This window comes from Propionimicrobium sp. PCR01-08-3, from assembly GCF_030286045.1.
In the GTDB taxonomy this organism is placed as follows: domain Bacteria; phylum Actinomycetota; class Actinomycetes; order Propionibacteriales; family Propionibacteriaceae; genus Brooklawnia.
On record NZ_CP127390.1, the window covers coordinates 1,776,570 to 1,795,489 of the forward strand.

The window sequence follows — 18,920 nt, forward strand, 5'->3', positions numbered from 1 at the left end:
CCTAGTGCCTGCCCGAAGGCCGGGCCTACACTGCCCGAACTGCCTGCTTGATCTCGGCCACCATTCCCGGACGCACCGATAGCTCGGTGACCCCGCGTTCGATCAGTGCAGCCGTCACCTCGGGATCGCTGGCCAGGTCGCCGCAGACCGCGATGCGCATGCCGGGCAGAGCCTCGGCAGTGATCCTGATCAGCTCCAGCACCGCCGGAGAGTTCTGCCTGGCGAGCTCGCGGACAGCCGAATTCGTCCGATCGGCGGCCTGAACGTACTGGCTGAGATCGTTGGTGCCGATACTGACGAAATCTGCGAGTTCGGCGAATTCTGCAGCACGCAGGGCAGCCGCGGGAACTTCCACCATCACCCCGACAGGGACCGGATCGACACCCAGCTCCGACCGGATCGACTCGATTTGTTCCCGGGCCCAGACCATCTCCTCGGGTTCGCTGACCATCGGGATCAGGATTTGCAGTTTCACCTGCCGGCTGGCCAGTAGTGCCGCCCTGATCTGATCACGGAAAAACTGCGGGGCCTTGCGCATCATCCGGACACCCCGCACCCCGAGCGCGGGATTGTCCTCCGGCTGGTTGGGCATGAACGCCAGGGGCTTGTCGCCGGCCGGATCCCAGGTGCGGATCGTAATGACCCCGCCCACCGTCTGGCCGATGCGGACGAAGACGTCGGTCTGAGTATCGACGCTCGGCGCGTTGTAATCCTTGGCGAAGATGTTCTCGGTGCGCACCACACCCGACCCGTCGGCGCCTTGCTTCGCTGCGGCTTCGGCGTCGTCCATCGCACCGATGTTCGCCTCGACCTTGATGACCTGACCGCCACTGGTGACAGCAGGCTCGTGGGCGCGCAGCTGCGCCCGCTCCGCCGCGTTTGTGCGTTGCTCGTTGCGGCGGTCGAGTTCTGCCGCGAGTGCGTCGTCAGGGTGTGCCCAGAACTCCCTGGTCACCGGGTCGAAGGCGACGAGTTGGCCGTCGGAGATCTGGTCGGCGTCCTGGCATCCGCTGAGCACCGGGATGCCGCGCGCCTGCGCGGCGAGCATGCCGTGTCCGCTCAGCCCGCCGGCAACCGTGATGACGCCGACGCAGATCCTGGGATCAAGGCGCATCGCGGTCGCGGCGTCGAGTTCTTCCAGCACCCAGATGCGCGGGGCGTCCGGAGTCTCCTGCTCAAGCGGACGGCCCAGCAACGCCAACAGCAGCATCCTGCGCAGGCTGCGCAGATCCTGCCCGCGTTCACGCAGATAGGCGTCGGAGAATTTGTCGAACGAGCGGGCCAGGTCGGTCAATTGGTCGTCCACCGCGTCCACCGCGCTGAAGCCGGCCGTGATGCGGCCCACCACACCATGCTGCAGCTCCCGATCGGCGAGCATCATTTGTTGGGCCTCGAGGATGCCGGGTATCACGGCGCCCTCAGAAATGATGCCGCTCAAGAACTCGTCCACGTCGCTGACGGCCTCGTTGAATCTGGCCAGCTCGTCCTTGGGTGGCAGCGGATGGTATTCCCCGACCGGCGGACGCATCCCCACCTTGGTGACCGGAGCGATCACGGCCCGCCGTTCGGCCGCGGCGGGAATCTCGCCGAATGCCCGGACCGATGCCGAGGCGGCGTGCGCATGGGCAGCGCCGCCGGCTTCGCTCGGCCGCGCCGGTTTGGGAGTCAGGTCTTCGCCGAAGTCGTGCGCGGCCAATCCGGCGAGCACATCACGGGCGGCATCGGCGTCCGGACCCAAGATCCGGGCCTCCAGAATCTGCCCGTAGGCCACCTCCAGGCCGGCGATACTCGACAGGCTGTCCGCCGGAGCGGAACCCTTGTCGGCCGAGGCGTTGCTGAGCGTCACGTCGGCGTCCAGGCCTCGTAATGAGGTGACGATCGCCGCCGCCGGACGCACATGAATGCCATGCGGGTTGCGCACGGTGGTGCGCCAGACCACGCGGTGCGCAGCAGTAGGCGCCTTGGCGTGTTTGTTCACTTGGAGCGGTACGGCAGGCTGATCGCCGTCGTCCAAGTGCGCGGTCTTCGCCGCGAGCCCGCGGTGGGCTTCCTGGTCGACTTCGCCCAGGGACGCCCCGGTCGAGGCGGTCACGACCGCCTGCATCAGGCCTTCGATCAGGGGCGCGGAACTGATCTTCACCCTGGATGCCAGGTCGTCGGCCAGGAACTCGATCGCGAGTTCGGCACTGAGCACGGCGCTGCCCAGGTCGAGCAGAATCAGAACGCCGTCGGGCGAATCGACCTCACCTATGGCCAGTGCGATGGTGGCCGCATCGGTACCGATCGTGCCGTCGCCCAGGCCTGCGGCAACCGCCATCTCAGGTTTGTTATCGGGAACCATCTGGCTCGCGAGATCTTGCGCGGCGACCGCCAGCGCGTGGCTGTGCGAAACGATGACGATTCCGATCACGCCAGCGTCCTCGCGGCTGCCTCCAAGAGGAGAGTTGAGCTGCTGGCACCCGGGTCTGCGACGCCGATGCTCCGTTGCCCGAGATAGGACGCGCGGCCTTTGCGTGCCTCCATCGGCACGGTGGCGTCGCGTCCGGCTGCTGCCGCCTCCGCAGCCGCCTGCCACGGACGATCCGGGTGTGACTCGAATGCGTCGGCGGCCGGAAGCAGCGCGTCCAGCATGGTTTTGTCTCCGGCCTGTGCCTTGCCGCGATCCATCACTCCCTGTACCCCTGCCCGCAATGATTCCAGCCAGACGGCGTGCCCGATCGGGCCGTCGGCGGGCAATGCCGCGGCCAGCCGCAGAAAGAAGGTGCCGTACAGCGGGCCGGAGGCTCCGCCGACGGTGCTGATCAATGTCATGGCTACCTTTTTCACGTAGGCCTTGGCGTCAGCGAAGTCGGCGGGATCGAGTTCAGCGACAGCCTTGGTGCCCCGGACCATGTTGGCGCCATGATCAGCGTCGCCGATCTGTCGGTCGAGATCGGTGAGCAACGCCTCATTGGCTGCGATGTCGGACGCAAACTCCTTCAGCCAGCGGGCCATGACCTGTGCGTTCAGCTGCATTGTGCCTACCACCTCAATCCGCTCGTGGCGACCGGCGCGTCCCAATAGTTCAACAGTTCGTCATCGGCTTTCACCAAGGTGACCGATGCACCGGCCATCTCCAGTGAAGTCACATAATTACCGACAAGGTTACGGGCAATCTGAATTCCCCTGGCCTTCAGCAGGTCGCTGACCTCCGCGTACAGGCCATAGAGCTCCATCAGCGGGGTGCCGCCCATGCCGTTGCAGATCACGATGACCGGTCCGTCGGTGAAGTCGAGGTCGCCCAATATCGGATCCAGCAGCAGCGGCGCGAGATCGTGCACGGGAGCGATCTTGTGTCGGGAGCGTCCCGGCTCGCCGTGGATGCCGATGCCCAATTCGATCTCGTCGTCGGCCAGGTCGAAGGTGGGTCGTCCGGCCGCGGGCACGGTGCACGAGGTGAGGGCCAAGCCCATCGACCGGCAGGCGTCGGCGGTGCGCTGCGCGAGCGCCGTCGCCTCGGTGAGCCCGAGACCAGCTTCGGCGGCCGCTCCGGCGATCTTCTCCACGGCCACCGTGCCGCCCACTCCGCGGCGTCCGGCCGTGAACAGCGAATCGGTGACGGCGACATCGTCTTGGACGATGACGCTGGCGGTCTCGATGTCGTCGGCGGCCGCGAGCTCTGCGGCCATCTCGAAGTTCATCACATCGCCGGTGTAGTTCTTCACGATCAGCAGTGCGCCAGCACCACCGTTGGTGGCCTGCAAGGCCGCCTCCACCTGGTCGGGAGTGGGGGAAGTGAAGACCTCGCCGCAGACTGCTGCGTCCAACATGCCGGGGCCGACGAAGCCGCCGTGCAGCGGCTCATGGCCCGATCCCCCGCCGGAGATCACGGCAACTTTGCCGGGCCGGGGAGCGTCCGAACGGATGATCAGGCGATTGGTATGGTCAATGTGCAAGGTGGCTGAATGCGCAGCTTCGATGCCGCGCAACGCATCGGCGACGACGGTGCCAGGATCGTTGATCAGCTTTTTCATGGCTCCAGTCAACCACTGCCCGCGGCTTGCAGCCACTGCAAGGCGAATCCGTGTCTATTAGTGAGGCCGTCTAGCATTGAGGAACCATGCAGGAGGTTTCATGACCGATCCCCGCCCGTCGCGGCCATCTGATGTACCCACGCCCGAGCGTTCGACAGACGAACCGCGCCGTCCCTCGCAAGCACCTTCGGGACCTCCGCCGCTGGATTCGCCACGGCCCTGGCGCACCGAGGGGCTGCCGAATCAGGGCAAGGACGACAAAGGGGACAAGCCGAAACGATCACGGATGTGGCAGTTCTGGCTGATAGCCGGGATCGTGCTGCTCGGGCTATGGGGCCTGTTCAGCTGGCAGGATGCGCGCAATGCTCCCCCGACGGTTCCCTACACGGAGTTCGTCGCCCAGGTCGAAGCCGGTAATGTCAAGGAGATTTACGCCCAAGGCGACACCATCCAGGGCGAACTGAACAACGAGGCTCAGCTGCCCGACGACGGCGACGACTCGACCGACGAAGGCAGCTATACCGAGTTCAGCACCGAGCGTCCGACATTCGCGCAAGACGATTTGTTGGCCGAATTGCAATCGAAGGGCGCCGTGGTCCGGGCCACCCCGCTCAGCGAGCAACGTGGTGCGGTAGCAAATATCATCTCGTCGCTGCTGTTGTGGGGCCTGTTGATCGGGGTGTCCTTTTGGGCGTTCCGCAAGATCGCGAAATCCGGCGGCGGGCTTGGCGGATTCGGTATGCAGCGCGAGATCAAGCCGATCGAGAAGACCGCTGTGCGGGTCAATTTCTCCGACGTGGCAGGCATTGACGAAGTCAAAGAACAGGTGGACGAGATCGTCGACTTCCTCAAGAGCCCCGACAAATACCGCCGGGTCGGCGCACGCGCACCTCGTGGCGTGCTGTTGGAAGGCCAGCCCGGCACCGGCAAGACGCTGCTGGCCAGGGCAACCGCGGGAGAGGCGGATGTGCCGTTCTTCAGCGCCTCGGCCAGCGAATTCATCGAGATGATCGTCGGCGTCGGTGCACAGCGAGTGCGCCAGCTTTTCGACGAGGCCAAGAAAGTGGCCCCCGCGATCGTGTTCATCGACGAGATCGACGCCATCGGCCGGGCCCGCGGCTCGAGCCGAGCGTCCGGCAGCAACGACGAACGCGAACAGACCCTGAACCAGATCCTGACCGAGATGGACGGCTTCGACGGCACCGAGGGTGTCGTCGTGATGGCCGCCACCAACCGTTCCGATGTGCTCGACCCGGCGTTGACCAGGCCCGGACGATTCGATCGCGTGATCACGGTGAGCCCGCCCGATCAGCTGGGACGCGAGAAGATTCTGCAGGTGCACACCCGCGAGATCCCGTTGGCCGAGGATGTCAATTTGAAAGCCCTGGCGCAGACCACGCCCGGCGCGACTGGTGCCGATCTGGCCAATCTGGCCAACGAGGCGGCGCTGCGGGCGGCCCGGCGTGACGACACGGTGGTCTATCAGTCGGACTTCACCAACGCGTTGGAGCAGATTCAGTTGGGCGTTGCCCGTTCTGTGCTGATTCCCGACGATGAGAAGCGCCGTACGGCCTACCACGAAGGCGGTCACGCGCTGCTCGGCATGTTGCAGAAGGGTGCCGACCCGGTTCGCAAGGTCTCGATCATCCCGCGCGGCCAGGCTCTCGGCGTCACCTTGTCGACCCCCGATACCGACAAATACGGGTATGACGAGCAATATCTGCGTGGACGCATCGTCGGCGCGCTGGGCGGCATGGCCGCCGAGGCCGCTGTCTATGGCGTGGTCACCACCGGCGCCGAATCCGATCTGCGGTCGGCGACCTCCATCGCCCGCCAGATGGTCGGCAAGTGGGGCATGTCGCCGAAGGTCGGCCCGATGACCGTGCTGTTCGAAGACGTCAACCCGCGCGATCTCGGCATTTCCGATGAGACGCTCTCACTGGTGGACGCCGAGGTCCGCGCGATCATCGCCGAATGTCATACCCGTGCGGTTGACCTGCTCAACGAGCACCGGGACAAACTCGACGCGATTGCCCGCGAGCTGCTCGCGAAGGAGACCTTGGACGAGGACGAGGTCTACAAGATCGCCGGAATCGAGCGTCCGGCTCAAAGCGACTTCCATTCCGAGTCGGTGGCCGGCGCCGCTGAGTAGTTCCCGACGTTAGTTGAGCGAAATGCCCAGCAGAGCGTCCACTGCCTCGGCAACCTGGGTGGGTGACTGGACGTCCTCACCGTCTCCGGCGAGCGTGGCTGCACTCCACTCGTCCACGATCGCCAAGGCCTCCGGGGAGTTGAGATCGTCTCGCATGGCGCGGCGAAGGTCATCGAGGACCGGCCCGGTCGGAGTGCCCGCCGGGCTGGCGAAGGCAGCCGCCCATGCGTCCGCCCTGCGTTGCGCCTTGTCGATATCGGTGGCGAACCACTCCCAATCGGTGCGGTAGTGGTGGGTGAGCAGAGCCAGCCGAATCACCGGAGCGGCAATGCCCTGGCCGCGCAGCCGGGAGACCAACTCCAGGTTGCCCAGCGACTTGCTCATCTTCTGCCCGTCGAGGGCGACCATCCCCACGTGCACGTAGGCGTCGGCGAAACGCTCGCCGGTGACTGCGCGTCCAACCGCGGCACACATCTCATGGTGCGGGAACGCGAGATCGGAGCCGCCACCTTGCACCGAGAAATCCGCACCCAGGTAGCGCTGGGCGATTGCCGTGCACTCGACGTGCCAGCCAGGACGGCCACGGCCCAATGGCGAGGGCCACGAAGGTTCACCGTCGCGGGCCATCCGCCACACCAGCGAGTCGAGTGCGTCCACCTTGCCCGGACGCTCGGGGTCGCCGCCCTTGTCAGCGAACTCGACCAGCTGCTCGTCACGGTTGAGATGGGACATCTCGCCGAAACCTTCGACCGCATCCGAGCGGAAATACCAATCGGGATGCGTCTCATCTTTGACCTGGTAGGCGAGGTTCTTGGCTTCCAGCTTTTCGACCGTGCCGGTCACCAGGTCGAGTGCCTCCGTGGCGGCGATGTAGTGCTCGGGAGGCAGTATCCGCAGCGCCGCCATGTCGGCACGGAAAAGCTCCACTTGTGAGGCCGCTAATTCTTCCCAGTCCTGGCCGGTCTGGTTCGCCCTCTCCAGCAGCGGATCGTCGACGTCGGTGATGTTCTGCACGTAGCTGACGTCGAGCCCCAGATCACGCCAGGCGCGTTGCAGCAGGTCGAAGGTCAGGTAGGTGAATGCATGCCCCAGATGGGTCGCGTCGTAGGGTGTGATGCCGCAGACATAAAGACCGGCAGTGCCGCTGGCGGGGCCGACTGCCTTCAACGCGCGAGATTCGGTATCCCACACGCGTACCCTGTCGTCGATCTCGGGGTTCGTGTTGCGCGGCAGGTTCGGGACTCGAGGGGCAGACCAAGCATGCATGATGCTAAATCTAGCGTCAGCGTTCAATCTCGAGCGATATTCGAGGTGCGGCGGTCGAACTCGATCAAGGGTTTGCGATAGCCATTGCAGCGCGGGCACAGGTGCCCGCCGGGCCAGATCGGCTGTCCGCAGAACGGACAGCTGGGGGTATCAGTACCCAGCAATTGCCCGGTACGGACGATGAAGTCACGCGCCTGGTCGAGAGTTATCGACACCTGCAGCGCCTCGCCCGGCTTGCTTTGGGATCCCGGCTCGTTCAGTCTCTGGTAGACACCGAGGGCGAACAGTTCGATCTGCAGCGAGGCAGGGTCCGGCACCCAGGTGATGGCCATCGTCCCGGCCCTGAAGTCTTCGTCCAAGGGAACATCGAGAGGTCCGCTGTCGTGCGGACGAGCCCGATTGGTTGCGGGTTCGGCGAAGATCCCGAATCCCTCCAGTTCTTTCAGGACCTCGCTGATGTGCTCGGCCAGTACTCGGATCTGCTGAGGTTCGCAGACCACGTTCGTCATTCGCGATCCCTGGCGAGTCTGCACAAAGAAGACCCGATGCTCGACGACACCCACTGCCCCACTGACAAACCTGTCAGGGAATGCATACCTATGGGTTGGCTCCATGAAACTCAGGGTAAGCGCGTTCTTACGGGTTCGCTGGGATTCGGTGATGGATGGCTGATTAGTTGCACACCCGCCGGCCGCCGTCCGAACGATCTGCGGTCTACCTCGAACACACACGATCACCTTCAGGGCCGGTGATGTGTGCTGTACCCCGCTCGCGACTTGCCGATCGTCGACCGGGCTAGGCTTACGGGCGGGATAGGCCCAGTCGAGGGCCATCTTTTATGGCGGAAGGATCGTCTATGGGTTGGCTCGAGGCCATCGTCTTGGGCATCGTTCAGGGGCTCACCGAGTTCTTGCCGATCAGTTCCAGCGCCCATCAATTGGTGGTTGGTCAGCTGTTTTTCTCCGGTCACGATCCGGGATCCGCATTCACCGCCGTGACCCAGCTGGGCACCGAGACCGCTGTGATCATCTACTTCGCCAAAGACATCGGGCGGATCATCAAGCAGTGGGTGCTGTCGCTGCTGGGCAAGGTGCCGAGCAGCGATCCGGACGCCCGGATGGGCTGGTTCGTGATTGCGGGATCGATCCCGATCGGCGCACTCGGCATCTTGTTTCAGGATTCGATCGACACCACATTGCGCAATTTGTGGATCACTGTCGCGATGCTCGGCGGAGTCGGCCTGGTGCTGGGATGGGCCGACCGTGTCGCGTCGAAGCATGAGGTCGTTCCAGGGGTCGCCAAGCGCCAGCTCGGGCCCAAGGAATTGCACGACCTGACGTGGCGTGACGCGATCATCTTCGGTCTGGCCCAGGCATGCGCGCTGATTCCTGGAGTGTCTCGTTCCGGCGGCACCATTTCCGGCGGGCTGTTCATGGGGTACTCGAGGCCCGCCGCCACCCGCTACGCCTTCCTCCTCGCCATTCCGGCAGTCTTCGCGTCCGGCCTGTACAAATTGAAGGACATCGGCGAAGACGCATGCGTTGCATGGGGCCCGACGATCTTGGCGACGGTCATCGCGGGCGTGGTGGGGTATGCCGTGATCGCATGGCTGCTGCGTTACATCACCACCCACTCGTTCACCCCGTTCGTGGTCTACCGGGTGGTGCTGGCCCTTACCCTCGCCGTCCTGCTGCTCACCGGCTATCTCGATCCGTCCGTGCCGATCGTGACCGGCTGCGTAAGCTGACGGCCATGCAACGACGGGCAGTGGGTTCGAGCGGGCTAAGCGTCGGGCGTTTGGGGCTGGGCACCATGACCTGGGGCAGCGATGTCTCCCCCGATATGGCGCGATCGCTGCTTCGGACCTTCGTCGAAGCGGGTGGCGACCTCGTCGACACTGCTCCTGCCTACGGTGGGGGACGCGCCGAAGAGCTCATCGGCCGCTATATGCGCAGCGACCTGCGCCGCGACGACCTGGTCATCGCCACGAAAGCCGGATTCGGGACGCATGGCGGCGCGCAAGCCATCGACACATCCAAAGGTGCGCTGCTGGACGATCTGACCGGATCGTTGCGGAGATTGCGCACCGACCATGTCGATCTGTGGCAGATACATGCGTGGGGCGATGCGCCACTCGAAGAGACACTTGCCGCCCTCGATCAGGCCGTCCATTCGGGCATGGCCCGCTACGTCGGTGTCTGCAACTACATCGGCTGGCAACTGGGCACCGCTGCCGCCTGGCAGCGGGCAATGCCCGGACGCGCCCACCTGGTGAGCGGACAGATCGAGTATTCGCTGCTGGCCCGCCGGGCCGAGGTCGAGGTGCTGCCGGCGCTTCAGCACCACGGCATGGGTTTGTTTCCCTGGTCCCCGTTGGGACGCGGCGTGCTCACGGGCAAGTATCGAGGCGGCACTCCAAGGGATTCGCGTGGCGGCAGGGACCACATGGCCTGGTTCGTCGAGCCCTATCTCGATACCCGCTCGGACGCCGTCGTCGACGCGGTGGCCCGTGCCGCCGACGGATTGCGTTTGACGACTGCCCAGGTCGCCATGCTGTGGGTACGCGATGCCCCCGGAGTGACCGCACCATTGCTCGGTGCCCGCACCGTGCAACAGTTGTCGTCCTTGCTCTCGGTGGACGATGTGACCCTACCCAAGCCGATCGTGCAGGCGCTCGATGACGTGACGGGTGGTCCACACGCAGGCAGGGATTGGTAGCACCCACCCTGCCGCGCTCACGCGTAGAGCGTCGGACGTACCTTGATGATTTTGCGCCGTAACCAGGCCTGGCGGCTGCCGTCGCGATACTGACGCAGCCGCATCAGCTCCCAACCGCCGTGCTCGGCCTGATCGGTGAGCACGCGCTGGACCTGCTTGTTGGTTACCCATCGCGGAAGGTTGATCTGGCCAACCTCGAACTCTGCACCGGAGATGAGCTCCTGCCGTAACGACCACGAAGCGATATATGTGGTGGCTGGCTCGCCCATCGCACCTCCTGAACTCAACCTGTGTTTGATCCCCCCATCGTGCCACGAACACTCACAGAACCGAGCGGAAAGGACGCTCGCGTTCTTGACCGAGGCGAGTGAAGCCTGTTGACGAGCGCGGAGCGCGAGGAGCACCACCGCACAATCGGGGGGCTGGAACCGTTCGCGCGGGAGTGCCGTTCACATGCGGACATCCGGGCCCTGGTGAGAGAGGTTCAAGTCCTCTCTGGAGCGAAAACAAGTCGGTTCGCGGTCAATGGGGGTTTGATGCTATTGTTTCCTGGCGCTCGAAAAATGAGCGAAGACACTCGTCCGGGTGGCGGAATAGGTAGACGCGCTAGCTTGAGGTGCTAGTGCCCGTTTTAGGGCATGGAGGTTCAAGTCCTCTCTCGGACACACGCGATGGCCCACTGGCCGCCGAAGAAGCCGCTCTGGCTATGCTGAATTAATGAGCAATGGATCTGAGGCCGGGAGCGGAGTTTATGTCTCTGCGCTCGACCTCTTTTCTATCGGCGTCGGACCGTCGAGCTCGCACACGGTGGGGCCGATGCGCGCCGGACTAGATTTCCGGAATCGGCTGCGGGACGCAGGCCAGTTCGATTCGGTAACGCGATTCCGTTGCCGGCTGGAAGGCTCGCTGGCCGCTACCGGGGTCGGCCACGGCACACCGGACGCGGTGATCGCCGGATTGCGGGGCTATGAGCCCGAAAGCGTCGATCCCGGCGTGGTTCACGGCAATTGGACGCGGCTGTATGCGGGCGAAGTTCTCGACATCGACCATGTACCCCTGAGCAGGGACGACATCGAGTTCGCTCCCCTGTCAAGACATGGCGGACATCCCAACGCGATGATGCTGATCGCCGAGCATGCCGGTTCGATTCTTGCCACCGAGACCTACCTGTCGATCGGTGGCGGTTTCATCCGCAGGCTCGGCGAGGAGCCGGGTGCGGGGACCACAGGCACCCAACTCAAGCATCGCTATCGAAACATGGCCGAATTGCTGGCGCTCACCCATTTCGAAACCGATCCGACAACGGTCATTCCCGCACAGACCTTCCCGGCGGACGCCGGCACCGAACGAACCACCTTTCCCTCGTGCCGTCGCACCATTGCCGAAATCGCCTGGGAAGACGAGGTCGCGCTGCACGGGGCAGATCCGGCTGTACAGGGGTTGGATGCGATCTGGCAGACCATGCGGGAATGCATCGAGCGCGGGTTGTCGTCCGAAGGCACGCTGCCGGGCGGACTGAAGGTGCGGCGCAGGGCCGCCGCAGGCTGGCGCTCGCTGCTGAGCCAAGGCGTATCGCGCAACTCCGTTGACGCGCTCTCGATGTACGCCCTTGCCGTCAACGAAGAAAACGCGGCAGGCGGGCGCGTGGTGACCGCTCCGACCAACGGCGCCGCCGGCGTGCTGCCGGCGGTGCTCTACGGGGCCTGCGTGGAAGAGGATTTCCCGACAGATACCATCCGGACCTTTTTACTCACCGCGACAGCCGTCGGATCAATCTTCAAAGCGAATGCCTCGATCTCGGGGGCCGAAGCAGGATGCCAGGCCGAAGTCGGCAGCGCCTGCGCCATGGCCGCGGCCGGGCTCACCGCGATACGCGGCGGAACACCCGAGCAGATCGAGAACGCCGCAGAGATCGCCATCGAGCATCACCTCGGCCTGACCTGCGATCCGGTGGGTGGCTTGGTGCAGATTCCGTGCATCGAACGCAACGCGATCGCCGGCGCCACAGCGGTGGCCGCCAGCCGGCTGGCATTGCTCGGTGATGGACGCCACGTCGTCCCGCTCGATGTCACCATCGAAACCATGCGGCAGACCGGGGCAGACATGTCGGAGCGCTACAAGGAAACCAGCCGGGCGGGGCTGGCCGTCAACGTCGTGGAGTGCTGAGCTGTCCTGTATCACCCAACGGCGGCGTAGCCTGACCGCATGGTCGCCGCCCACGCAGAGCAGACGTTCATCGACGCATTATGGCGAGACCATGGCGGACGCAGAGGCATGGGGAACTACGCGGGCATTTACCACGACATCTTGGACACGGACGAGTCGGTGCATGTGCTGGTGCGGGAGACCGGTGAAGATCGCTTCACCGAACAAATCCTCATGCTGACCGATCGGCGAATCGTCTTGGTCAGTGACGGGCTGTCCAATCGTTGGAAGATCAAGACTCAAATAGGCGCCGCAGAGGTACTCCGCGCCTCCAGGGTGTCGACCGTATTAAGTACCGATCGACTTGTCGTCGACAGAGTGGGTGGCGAGCCCATCCGATTGCGGTTCAGCAAGGGACGAAGCGCAACCGAATTCATCGAGACCCTCAACCGGTTGAAGCAAACCACCGGGCCGATCCATCCGGTGATGGAGGCATCCGGGGCCTTGCCTCCTCCTCCGGCAGAGCAGTCTTTCCTTGCGGCTGCTGCGCGAACCTTGGCGCATGAGCCCTACCGGTACCGCAAATTCGCCACGATCTACCGGGAGATCCTCTCCCCCGATGAGCAGGTGCAGGTCGTCGTATGCGACTCGGCTATTCACTCCGAATACCGGCTTCTTGTCCTGACCGATCGGCGGCTGCTGCACCTCACCGATTGGGACATGCTCATGTGGTCGGTCAAACGCCACGGAGACATCCCACGATCAAGTATCGTCTCCGCACGCTTCGAACCGTGCGACTATCACGGCGCGCTGCAGCGGATCGTCGTCCAGATCGAAGGGCGTAAGAAGCCACTCAAGATGGAGTTCGACTCGGACGATGCTGCACACGAGCTCATGTCCGCGCTGGCATCACGTTGACGGGCGTCTGCTACGAGTTCACTGTTGCTCAAGAGCCGCCGCTTGAACGACCGCGTCCTTGGCGTCCATGATGGGCGCCTCGATCAAGAGCAGGCCCATCTTGTTGATGGTGTGCATCATGGGCTGCCCCATGTGCGCGAAGATCACGCGGTCGATCCCGTTGTCTTTCAGGAACCGCACGATGCGGGCGTGATGCTGGCCGTGTTCGCCTTGATCGTGCAGCACATCCCAACCGACCTCATGTATCTGCCAATCTTGCAGTTCTCCTTCATCGGTGACGGAGCCCACACCCATCCGCACCGCCTTCCCGAAGCGGGGATCGATCTGGCCATCTTCGGCAACGGGAACAGTAAGTTTCATGCCCTCCATTTCAGCGCACGATGCCGCGCATTCCTAATGCTTCGGCTCTCACGCTTACCAGATCGTCGCTTCACTTCGCTGTTTTCCCGCGGTCGGACGCTTCAGCCGCCACATGCCCTGTTCGTCTTGCTTCACCAATCCGAGGATCTCGAGTTCGACGAGCCCGGCAACCACTCGCGGAACCGTCTGCCCGCACTTCTCGGCCAACTCCGGAGGGCCTACCGCACCACGGGCCGGCATCGCCTCACGTATCGCCAGCAAGTGGGGATCGACATCGTCAAGCACCCGATCGGCTCCGCGTTCAGGCAGATCAGGGCCCAGCCCCACCGGGGCAAGCAGCGCCTTCACATCGTCGGCGTCGCAGACCAGAGTCGCCTGCCCATCCCGGATCAGGCGATGGCAGCCAACCGACATTGCCGAGTGCACCGATCCGGGCACAGCCATCACCACGCGTCCTAACGCTGCTGCCCAACTCGCGGTATTTCGTGCTCCTGACCTGGCTGCTGCCTCGACGACCACGGTTCCCACGGTCAGGGCGGCAATCAGTCGGTTCCTCGCCAAGAATGCGGCCCGGGTCACATGTATTCCGGGTGCAACCTCTGAAACCACCACATGTTCGCCTTTCAGTTCTTCGAAGAGCCGGGCATTGCCCCGCGGATATGGTTCGTCGAGACCGCCGGCGTAGACACCGATTGTCCTGCCATCGCAGACCATTGCGCCACGATGTGCAGCAGCATCGATGCCGTAGGCACCGCCCGAGACCACGGAGTACTCCCCGGGGCCAGACGCTAGGTGCGCGGCGAGATCGCTTGCCACGGCCTCACCGTACCGGGTCGCGGCGCGCGCCCCGACCACGGCGACGCTGGAACGCGCCCATGCCCGCAGTGACCATGGGCCTGCCACCCATAGCCCGACGGGGATACCGCCCAATCCCTGGACTTCCGCGCCGTGCTCAAGATCGTCCAATTGCACAGGCCATTCCTCATCGCCCGGTATGACGAAACGAATCCCCCATTGTTTCGCCTCGACAAGTAATGTCGCGCCGTCGGCTTTCCTGGCACGTTGCCCCCACGCTGATTCGGTGCCGCTGCACCGTAAGGCGTCGACGGTGGCGATCGGCCCGTGTTCCGAGATCAGGCGCGCCAGTTTCAGGTGACCAGGCTCACAAATGCTGGTCAGTACCGCTCTCGCCTGCCGCTCTTCATCGAGACCACTCATGCCGCGCACCTCCAACTGTCTTGCCGAAGTCCTAATGCCGCCGCCAGATTTCCCTTCGAGACGCGGTCATGCCCATCCAGATCCGCGAGCGTCCACGCAATCCGCAGTACCTTGTCGATCCCACGCGCACTGAGCCGGCCAGCGCGCACCGCGTTGTCCAGAAGGGACATATCTTGTGGTTCAGGAAGCTTGCGCAATTGCGCACCAGGAACATCGCCGTTGAGTCGCCAGGGGCTGCCGGCCAGGCGACGAGCCTGCCTTTCACGCGCCTGCGCTACCCGTGCAGCGACTATTGCGCTCGGCTCCCCCGCCGAAATCCGGGATGACACCAGCAGCGACGGCAGTAACCGATGGTGAATATCGATCCTGTCGAGAATGGGCCCGCTTAACCGCTCGTTATAGCGCCGCACGCTCATCGGCGTGCATCGGCAATTCGCACCCGGCACACCGAGCATGCCGCACTGGCAGGGGTTCGCGGCCATCACCAGCTGAAATCTGGCCGGATAACACGCCTGGCCGGCCGATCGTGCGATGGTGATTTGTCCGGTCTCCAGCGGGGTTCGTAGCGCATCGAGCACCCGTGGGCTGAACTCGGGCGCCTCATCCAAGAAGAGCACACCCCGATGGGCCAGCGAGATCGCACCAGGACGCGCCACCCGCATTCCCCCTCCGACCATCGCCGCCATCGATGCATTGTGATGCGGATTCGAATAGGGCGGACGCCTCATCAATCCGCTGTTCAGCGAATATCCGGCCAGCGAATGCACCGCTGACACCTCCAACGATTCTTCAGCGGTGAGATCCGGTAGCAACGTGGGAAGCCGTTGCGCCAGCATCGATTTGCCCACACCAGGGGCTCCGTGCAAGAAGATGTGATGCCCGCCCGCAGCAGCGACCTCCAAGGCCCAGCAGGCTTCTGGCTGGCCCCTGACATCTACCAGATCGGGCTGATACACATCGGGTGGGGACGCCGCGCGGGCGGCTGCGGCAGGCGGATCGAGCACCGGGCGCCCGTGCAATACCTCGATCAGATCGGCCAGACAGCTCACTCCCCAGATCGAGATACCTGTCGCCAGCCCGGCTTCGGTAACTTGCCCGGCCGGTACGATCGCTCGTTCGAAACCGGCGTCTCTGGCGGCGAGCAGGGCCGGAAGCACTCCCCGCACTTCACGGACTCGTCCGTCGAGTCCCAATTCGCCCACCAGCACACTTGAGGCCGCGATGGAACGCGGCACTACATCGCTCGCCGCGAGCACGGCTGCGACGATCGCCAGGTCGTAGTGAGAACCGGCCTTCGGCAAGCTTGCCGGTGTCAGGTTGATGGTCAGCAGCTGACTGGGCCAAGCCAGCCCGGCACCCGCGACAGCCGCACGACAGCGATCCCTGGCCTCATAGAGAGCAGTATCGGGCAGCCCGACGAGCACCGTTCTGGGCAACCCGGCACCGATCGACGCCTCCACTTCGATCAGAGTGCCCTGCATGCCGAGCATCGCCACCGACCATGCGCTCGAGGTGCTCACGCCGCACCTCGCACATGCCTGATCAGTGGCGCAGCACCGGGCAGCTTGAGGATGCCAACTGCGTCCACTCGAAGGTCCGACAGCGCGGCTATCTCGGCCTTACGCCATGCCACTGCCAGTTGCCGTAGCTTCTTCTGTTTGGCGTAGGTGATGGCTTCCAACGGATCCCCGAAGCCCCGTCCGCTGCGGCATTTCACCTCGACGACGACACCGATCGGCAGCCTCTCCGCTGCCGGCTCCAGACAGATCAGATCGGCTTCTCCCACCGGGCAGCGCCAGTTGCGTGCAATGATCTTCCACCCGAGGGCGATGAGGTACTCCGCCGCAAGCTGCTCACCCCAATTGCCGAGAGCCCGCCGGATATCTTTCCCGGCCGGATATTCGGCACCGTGGATAGTACGAACCTCACGCTCCGCGTTTGGTTCGGATGCCAGATCCGATGTGCCCATCGTTCACCTCTCCTTCGAGATGAATGATTGGTAAATGGGGGCCGGATCGTTCAGTTATCCACAGAAAAATCTCGGCTTTCCGCGACGAGATCGCGAGATTGCCGGCTGGCCGGGCGCTGTCTTCGCATTGATCGGCAACACGGCACACCGTCCCCCGGCGATTCCCATGCGGCCCCGCGTCGTCAGTTCCCGCGGATCACTCCTGGTCGGGGATCTCCAATTCGCGATGCTGCAGTTCTTCGATCGAGACATCCCGGAACGTCAGCACCTTGGCGGATTTCACGAATCTCGCCGGACGGTACATGTCCCAGACCCAAGCGTCTCCCATGGAGACTTCGTAATAGACGTCCCCGCCCTCGGTGCGGACCTTCAGGTCGACCTGGTTGCACAGATAGAAACGCCGTTCGGTCTCCACCGCGTAGGTGAAGATGTCGACCACGTCCTTGTACTCGCGGTACAAGTCGAGTTCCAGCTTGGCCTCGTAGGCCTCCAGGTCATCACTGCTCATTGTGAGGCCACTCTAGCCGCTGCCCGGACGTTCTCATACCGCAGGCGGTGTATCTCGCAAGGCCCCATTTCTTCGAGGTGCCGCTGATGCACGGGCGTGCAGTATCCCTTGTGACCGGCGAATTCGTAGCCGGGGTACAGCTGATCGAATTCGCACATGATGTGGTCCCTGGTGACTTTCGCGATGATGGACGCTGCCGCCACGCACGCCGCCACTTGGTCGCCCTTCCACACGGCCAGGCCGGGGCAGCCGACACCGGCCACCGGAAATCCGTCCGTCAACACGAAATCAGGCTCGGGATAAAGCCTGAGGAGGGCGCGCCGCAGGCCTTGTAGGTCGGCCTCGTGCATGCCGAGAAGGTCGCACTCGGCGGGCGAGATCTCGCAGACCGACCACGCCACCGCGTACTGGGTGATCTGGTCGTAGAGCCGCTCCCGGGTCTTGGCGGTCAGCAGTTTCGAATCGTTCAGTCCGTCGAGATGTCGCGCCGAGCGCTCGTCCAAAACCACGGCGCCTGCCACCAGGGGCCCGGCGCAGGCTCCGCGTCCGGCCTCATCGGCGCCTGCCACCAGCTGGAAACCCGCCCTGTGCAGCGCTCTCTCGTATCCGAATATCCCCTTGCCGGGACGAATGACTGTCATGATCCTCCGCAGGACCCCTCCGCCACTATCGGTTCGGCCGGAGCATCGATGGATGCATCGGGAACACTCGCGAACGTGTCGGGAGTGCTGAACGTCGTGATCCGTCCCAGTGGCGCCACGATAGCCTTCACCGGCCCGACAACGCTATCGATGGGAATGAAGCCATAGCTTCCCGCAGGCACATCGGCCGGCGTCGTCTCGCACATGTGCAATCTCGAGTCACCCGAGCGGTCGCGATGATCACCCAGCACGAAGATGTGGCCGGCCGGCACCGTGACATCGAAAGGGGTGTCCGACGGTGCCACGGGTAGTCCGCTGGCGTCGGTGTAGAGATAGCCGGTCTCGTCGAGCGCGGTCCCGTTCACCGTGATCTGGCCCTGCTGGTTGCAGCACACGACATTGTCCCCGGGCATGCCGACAACCCGCTTCACCAGGTATCCCTGGCTGCTGTCAGGCAGCAGGTAGAGTTCCTCCAGCACGCGGCGCACCGGATTGGTCGCCTCGGGCTGCTCACCCATCCACATTGCGTCCGGGTCTTCGAAAACAACGATGTCACCGCGGTCGAAATCCGAGATCCGCGTGGCGACGATCCTGTCCTTGAGTTCCAACGTTTCTTCCATGGAACCGCTGGGCACCTGAAAAACCTGGAAGACGAAGACCCGCAACAGCGCGGTGATGACCAGGGTCACCACGATGGCCAAGGCCGTCTCACCGAGGAAAGTGAGCACCTGGCGCGGCTTCGATGGTTTGGGCGACGGGGGAAGATCGAGATCGTCGACTTCGGCGACGGACTCGTCACCCTTACCCTTGCGCCCCATAGCCGACCTCTCGCTCAACAACCGCGTCCAATCTTAACGCCAGACCAAGCACCGAAAGGACACCCGTCATCGTGCGGCTTGATCGCACCGACAGGCGGACAGCTGACGGTGCAAGACGTGTGTCATGGGCAACAGAACGTCCGGACGAGTTCACATCTCCCGAACATGCAAAAGCCCTGGCCAGCTGAAACTTG

At 64.0% G+C, this 18,920-nt stretch carries 18 protein-coding genes, 1 tRNA gene and 1 pseudogene; 6 read left to right on the plus strand and 14 right to left on the minus strand.

Translation table 11 applies throughout. From position 1 onward, the window contains the following. Positions 1-25: 25 nt before the first annotated feature. The 4 genes and pseudogenes from QQ658_RS08150 to dhaK form a co-directional block, all read right to left on the minus strand. Entirely contained in the window at positions 26-1,978 is a 1,953-nt protein-coding gene (locus tag QQ658_RS08150; protein ID WP_502928956.1) for a putative PEP-binding protein, read from the minus strand. A gap of 27 nt (positions 1,979-2,005) precedes the next feature. Then, positions 2,006-2,410: pseudogene (gene dhaM / locus QQ658_RS15535) on the minus strand (dihydroxyacetone kinase phosphoryl donor subunit DhaM); the annotation flags it as partial. After that, positions 2,407-3,015, minus strand: coding sequence for a dihydroxyacetone kinase subunit DhaL (gene dhaL, locus QQ658_RS08155; protein WP_286024378.1), 609 nt, complete (start codon positions 3,013-3,015; stop codon positions 2,407-2,409). The gene dhaL and the pseudogene dhaM, both read right to left, overlap by 4 nt. A gap of 5 nt (positions 3,016-3,020) precedes the next feature. Beyond that, positions 3,021-4,013 (minus strand): dihydroxyacetone kinase subunit DhaK, encoded by a 993-nt coding sequence (gene dhaK, locus QQ658_RS08160; protein WP_286024379.1) that lies wholly within the window; start codon positions 4,011-4,013, stop codon positions 3,021-3,023. Positions 4,014-4,113: 100 nt separating this feature from the next. On the opposite strand from dhaK, the gene ftsH reads away from it, so the two are divergent. Continuing rightward, positions 4,114-6,165 (plus strand): ATP-dependent zinc metalloprotease FtsH, encoded by a 2,052-nt coding sequence (ftsH, locus tag QQ658_RS08165; RefSeq protein WP_286024380.1) that lies wholly within the window; start codon positions 4,114-4,116, stop codon positions 6,163-6,165. 9 nt (positions 6,166-6,174) lie between these two features. On the opposite strand, the gene mshC is transcribed toward ftsH, so the two are convergent. Then, positions 6,175-7,431: a cysteine--1-D-myo-inosityl 2-amino-2-deoxy-alpha-D-glucopyranoside ligase gene (mshC, locus tag QQ658_RS08170; protein WP_286024381.1), complete on the minus strand. Its 1,257-nt coding sequence runs from the start codon at positions 7,429-7,431 to the stop codon at positions 6,175-6,177. 23 nt (positions 7,432-7,454) lie between these two features. After that, positions 7,455-8,264: a DUF3090 domain-containing protein gene (locus QQ658_RS08175; RefSeq protein WP_353057914.1), complete on the minus strand. Its 810-nt coding sequence runs from the start codon at positions 8,262-8,264 to the stop codon at positions 7,455-7,457. A gap of 23 nt (positions 8,265-8,287) precedes the next feature. Between QQ658_RS08175 and QQ658_RS08180 the strand changes: the two genes are divergently transcribed. Both QQ658_RS08180 and QQ658_RS08185 read left to right on the plus strand, forming a co-directional pair. Next, a complete protein-coding gene (locus QQ658_RS08180) occupies positions 8,288-9,178 on the plus strand; it encodes an undecaprenyl-diphosphate phosphatase (protein ID WP_286024383.1) in 891 nt (296 codons plus the stop codon). 5 nt (positions 9,179-9,183) lie between these two features. Then, entirely contained in the window at positions 9,184-10,149 is a 966-nt protein-coding gene (locus QQ658_RS08185) for an aldo/keto reductase (protein ID WP_286024384.1), read from the plus strand. 17 nt (positions 10,150-10,166) lie between these two features. Here the strand turns inward: QQ658_RS08185 and QQ658_RS08190 are convergent, their stop codons facing one another. Continuing rightward, positions 10,167-10,418: a DUF5703 family protein gene (locus QQ658_RS08190; RefSeq protein WP_286024385.1), complete on the minus strand. Its 252-nt coding sequence runs from the start codon at positions 10,416-10,418 to the stop codon at positions 10,167-10,169. A 310-nt stretch (positions 10,419-10,728) separates the two neighbouring features. On the opposite strand from QQ658_RS08190, the gene QQ658_RS08195 reads away from it, so the two are divergent. The 3 genes from QQ658_RS08195 to QQ658_RS08205 all read left to right on the plus strand — a co-directional run bounded on the left by QQ658_RS08195 (position 10,729) and on the right by QQ658_RS08205 (position 13,212). Next, a tRNA-Leu gene (locus QQ658_RS08195) sits at positions 10,729-10,814 on the plus strand. Between the two features lie 52 nt (positions 10,815-10,866). After that, complete coding sequence (locus QQ658_RS08200; RefSeq protein ID WP_286024386.1) at positions 10,867-12,315, plus strand: L-serine ammonia-lyase; 1,449 nt, start codon at positions 10,867-10,869, stop codon at positions 12,313-12,315. A gap of 39 nt (positions 12,316-12,354) precedes the next feature. Next, positions 12,355-13,212 carry a hypothetical protein gene (locus QQ658_RS08205; RefSeq protein WP_286024387.1) on the plus strand — a complete coding sequence of 286 codons (858 nt, stop codon included), beginning with the start codon at positions 12,355-12,357 and terminating at the stop codon, positions 13,210-13,212. 18 nt (positions 13,213-13,230) lie between these two features. Here QQ658_RS08205 and QQ658_RS08210 read toward each other — a convergent pair whose 3' ends face one another. The 7 genes from QQ658_RS08210 to lepB all read right to left on the minus strand — a co-directional run bounded on the left by QQ658_RS08210 (position 13,231) and on the right by lepB (position 18,726). Further along, on the minus strand, positions 13,231-13,572 hold the full coding sequence (locus tag QQ658_RS08210; RefSeq protein ID WP_286024388.1) for a NifB/NifX family molybdenum-iron cluster-binding protein: 342 nt from the start codon (positions 13,570-13,572) through the stop codon (positions 13,231-13,233). Between the two features lie 54 nt (positions 13,573-13,626). Beyond that, the gene (gene dprA, locus QQ658_RS08215; protein WP_286024389.1) at positions 13,627-14,790 is read right to left on the minus strand and encodes a DNA-processing protein DprA; all 1,164 of its coding nucleotides are present in this window, start codon (positions 14,788-14,790) and stop codon (positions 13,627-13,629) included. Next, positions 14,787-16,310 carry a YifB family Mg chelatase-like AAA ATPase gene (locus QQ658_RS08220; RefSeq protein WP_502928905.1) on the minus strand — a complete coding sequence of 508 codons (1,524 nt, stop codon included), beginning with the start codon at positions 16,308-16,310 and terminating at the stop codon, positions 14,787-14,789. Before QQ658_RS08220 ends, dprA begins: the two co-directional genes overlap by 4 nt. Continuing rightward, a complete protein-coding gene (locus QQ658_RS08225; RefSeq protein ID WP_286024390.1) occupies positions 16,307-16,759 on the minus strand; it encodes a YraN family protein in 453 nt (150 codons plus the stop codon). The genes QQ658_RS08220 and QQ658_RS08225 overlap by 4 nt, the downstream gene beginning before the upstream one ends. A gap of 196 nt (positions 16,760-16,955) precedes the next feature. Next, positions 16,956-17,267 (minus strand): DUF2469 domain-containing protein, encoded by a 312-nt coding sequence (locus QQ658_RS08230; RefSeq protein WP_286024391.1) that lies wholly within the window; start codon positions 17,265-17,267, stop codon positions 16,956-16,958. After that, entirely contained in the window at positions 17,264-17,908 is a 645-nt protein-coding gene (locus QQ658_RS08235) for a ribonuclease HII (RefSeq protein WP_286024392.1), read from the minus strand. Before QQ658_RS08235 ends, QQ658_RS08230 begins: the two co-directional genes overlap by 4 nt. Continuing rightward, entirely contained in the window at positions 17,905-18,726 is an 822-nt protein-coding gene (gene lepB, locus QQ658_RS08240; RefSeq protein ID WP_286024393.1) for a signal peptidase I, read from the minus strand. Before lepB ends, QQ658_RS08235 begins: the two co-directional genes overlap by 4 nt. Positions 18,727-18,920 lie beyond the last annotated feature (194 nt).

Coding starts and splice junctions, on each gene's coding strand:
- QQ658_RS08205 (WP_286024387.1), top strand. CDS start 12,355: ATGGTCGCCGCCCACGCAGAGCAGACGTTCATCGACGCATTATGGCGA.
- QQ658_RS08175 (WP_353057914.1), bottom strand. CDS start 8,264: ATGGCCCTCGACTGGGCCTATCCCGCCCGTAAGCCTAGCCCGGTCGAC.
- QQ658_RS08190 (WP_286024385.1), bottom strand. CDS start 10,418: ATGGGCGAGCCAGCCACCACATATATCGCTTCGTGGTCGTTACGGCAG.
- QQ658_RS08230 (WP_286024391.1), bottom strand. CDS start 17,267: ATGAGCAGTGATGACCTGGAGGCCTACGAGGCCAAGCTGGAACTCGAC.
- ftsH (WP_286024380.1), top strand. CDS start 4,114: ATGACCGATCCCCGCCCGTCGCGGCCATCTGATGTACCCACGCCCGAG.
- dhaL (WP_286024378.1), bottom strand. CDS start 3,015: ATGCAGCTGAACGCACAGGTCATGGCCCGCTGGCTGAAGGAGTTTGCG.
- QQ658_RS08200 (WP_286024386.1), top strand. CDS start 10,867: ATGAGCAATGGATCTGAGGCCGGGAGCGGAGTTTATGTCTCTGCGCTC.
- lepB (WP_286024393.1), bottom strand. CDS start 18,726: ATGGGGCGCAAGGGTAAGGGTGACGAGTCCGTCGCCGAAGTCGACGAT.
- dhaK (WP_286024379.1), bottom strand. CDS start 4,013: ATGAAAAAGCTGATCAACGATCCTGGCACCGTCGTCGCCGATGCGTTG.
- QQ658_RS08180 (WP_286024383.1), top strand. CDS start 8,288: ATGGGTTGGCTCGAGGCCATCGTCTTGGGCATCGTTCAGGGGCTCACC.
- dprA (WP_286024389.1), bottom strand. CDS start 14,790: ATGAGTGGTCTCGATGAAGAGCGGCAGGCGAGAGCGGTACTGACCAGC.
- QQ658_RS08185 (WP_286024384.1), top strand. CDS start 9,184: ATGCAACGACGGGCAGTGGGTTCGAGCGGGCTAAGCGTCGGGCGTTTG.
- mshC (WP_286024381.1), bottom strand. CDS start 7,431: ATGCATGCTTGGTCTGCCCCTCGAGTCCCGAACCTGCCGCGCAACACG.
- QQ658_RS08235 (WP_286024392.1), bottom strand. CDS start 17,908: ATGACAGTCATTCGTCCCGGCAAGGGGATATTCGGATACGAGAGAGCG.
- QQ658_RS08210 (WP_286024388.1), bottom strand. CDS start 13,572: ATGAAACTTACTGTTCCCGTTGCCGAAGATGGCCAGATCGATCCCCGC.
- QQ658_RS08225 (WP_286024390.1), bottom strand. CDS start 16,759: ATGGGCACATCGGATCTGGCATCCGAACCAAACGCGGAGCGTGAGGTT.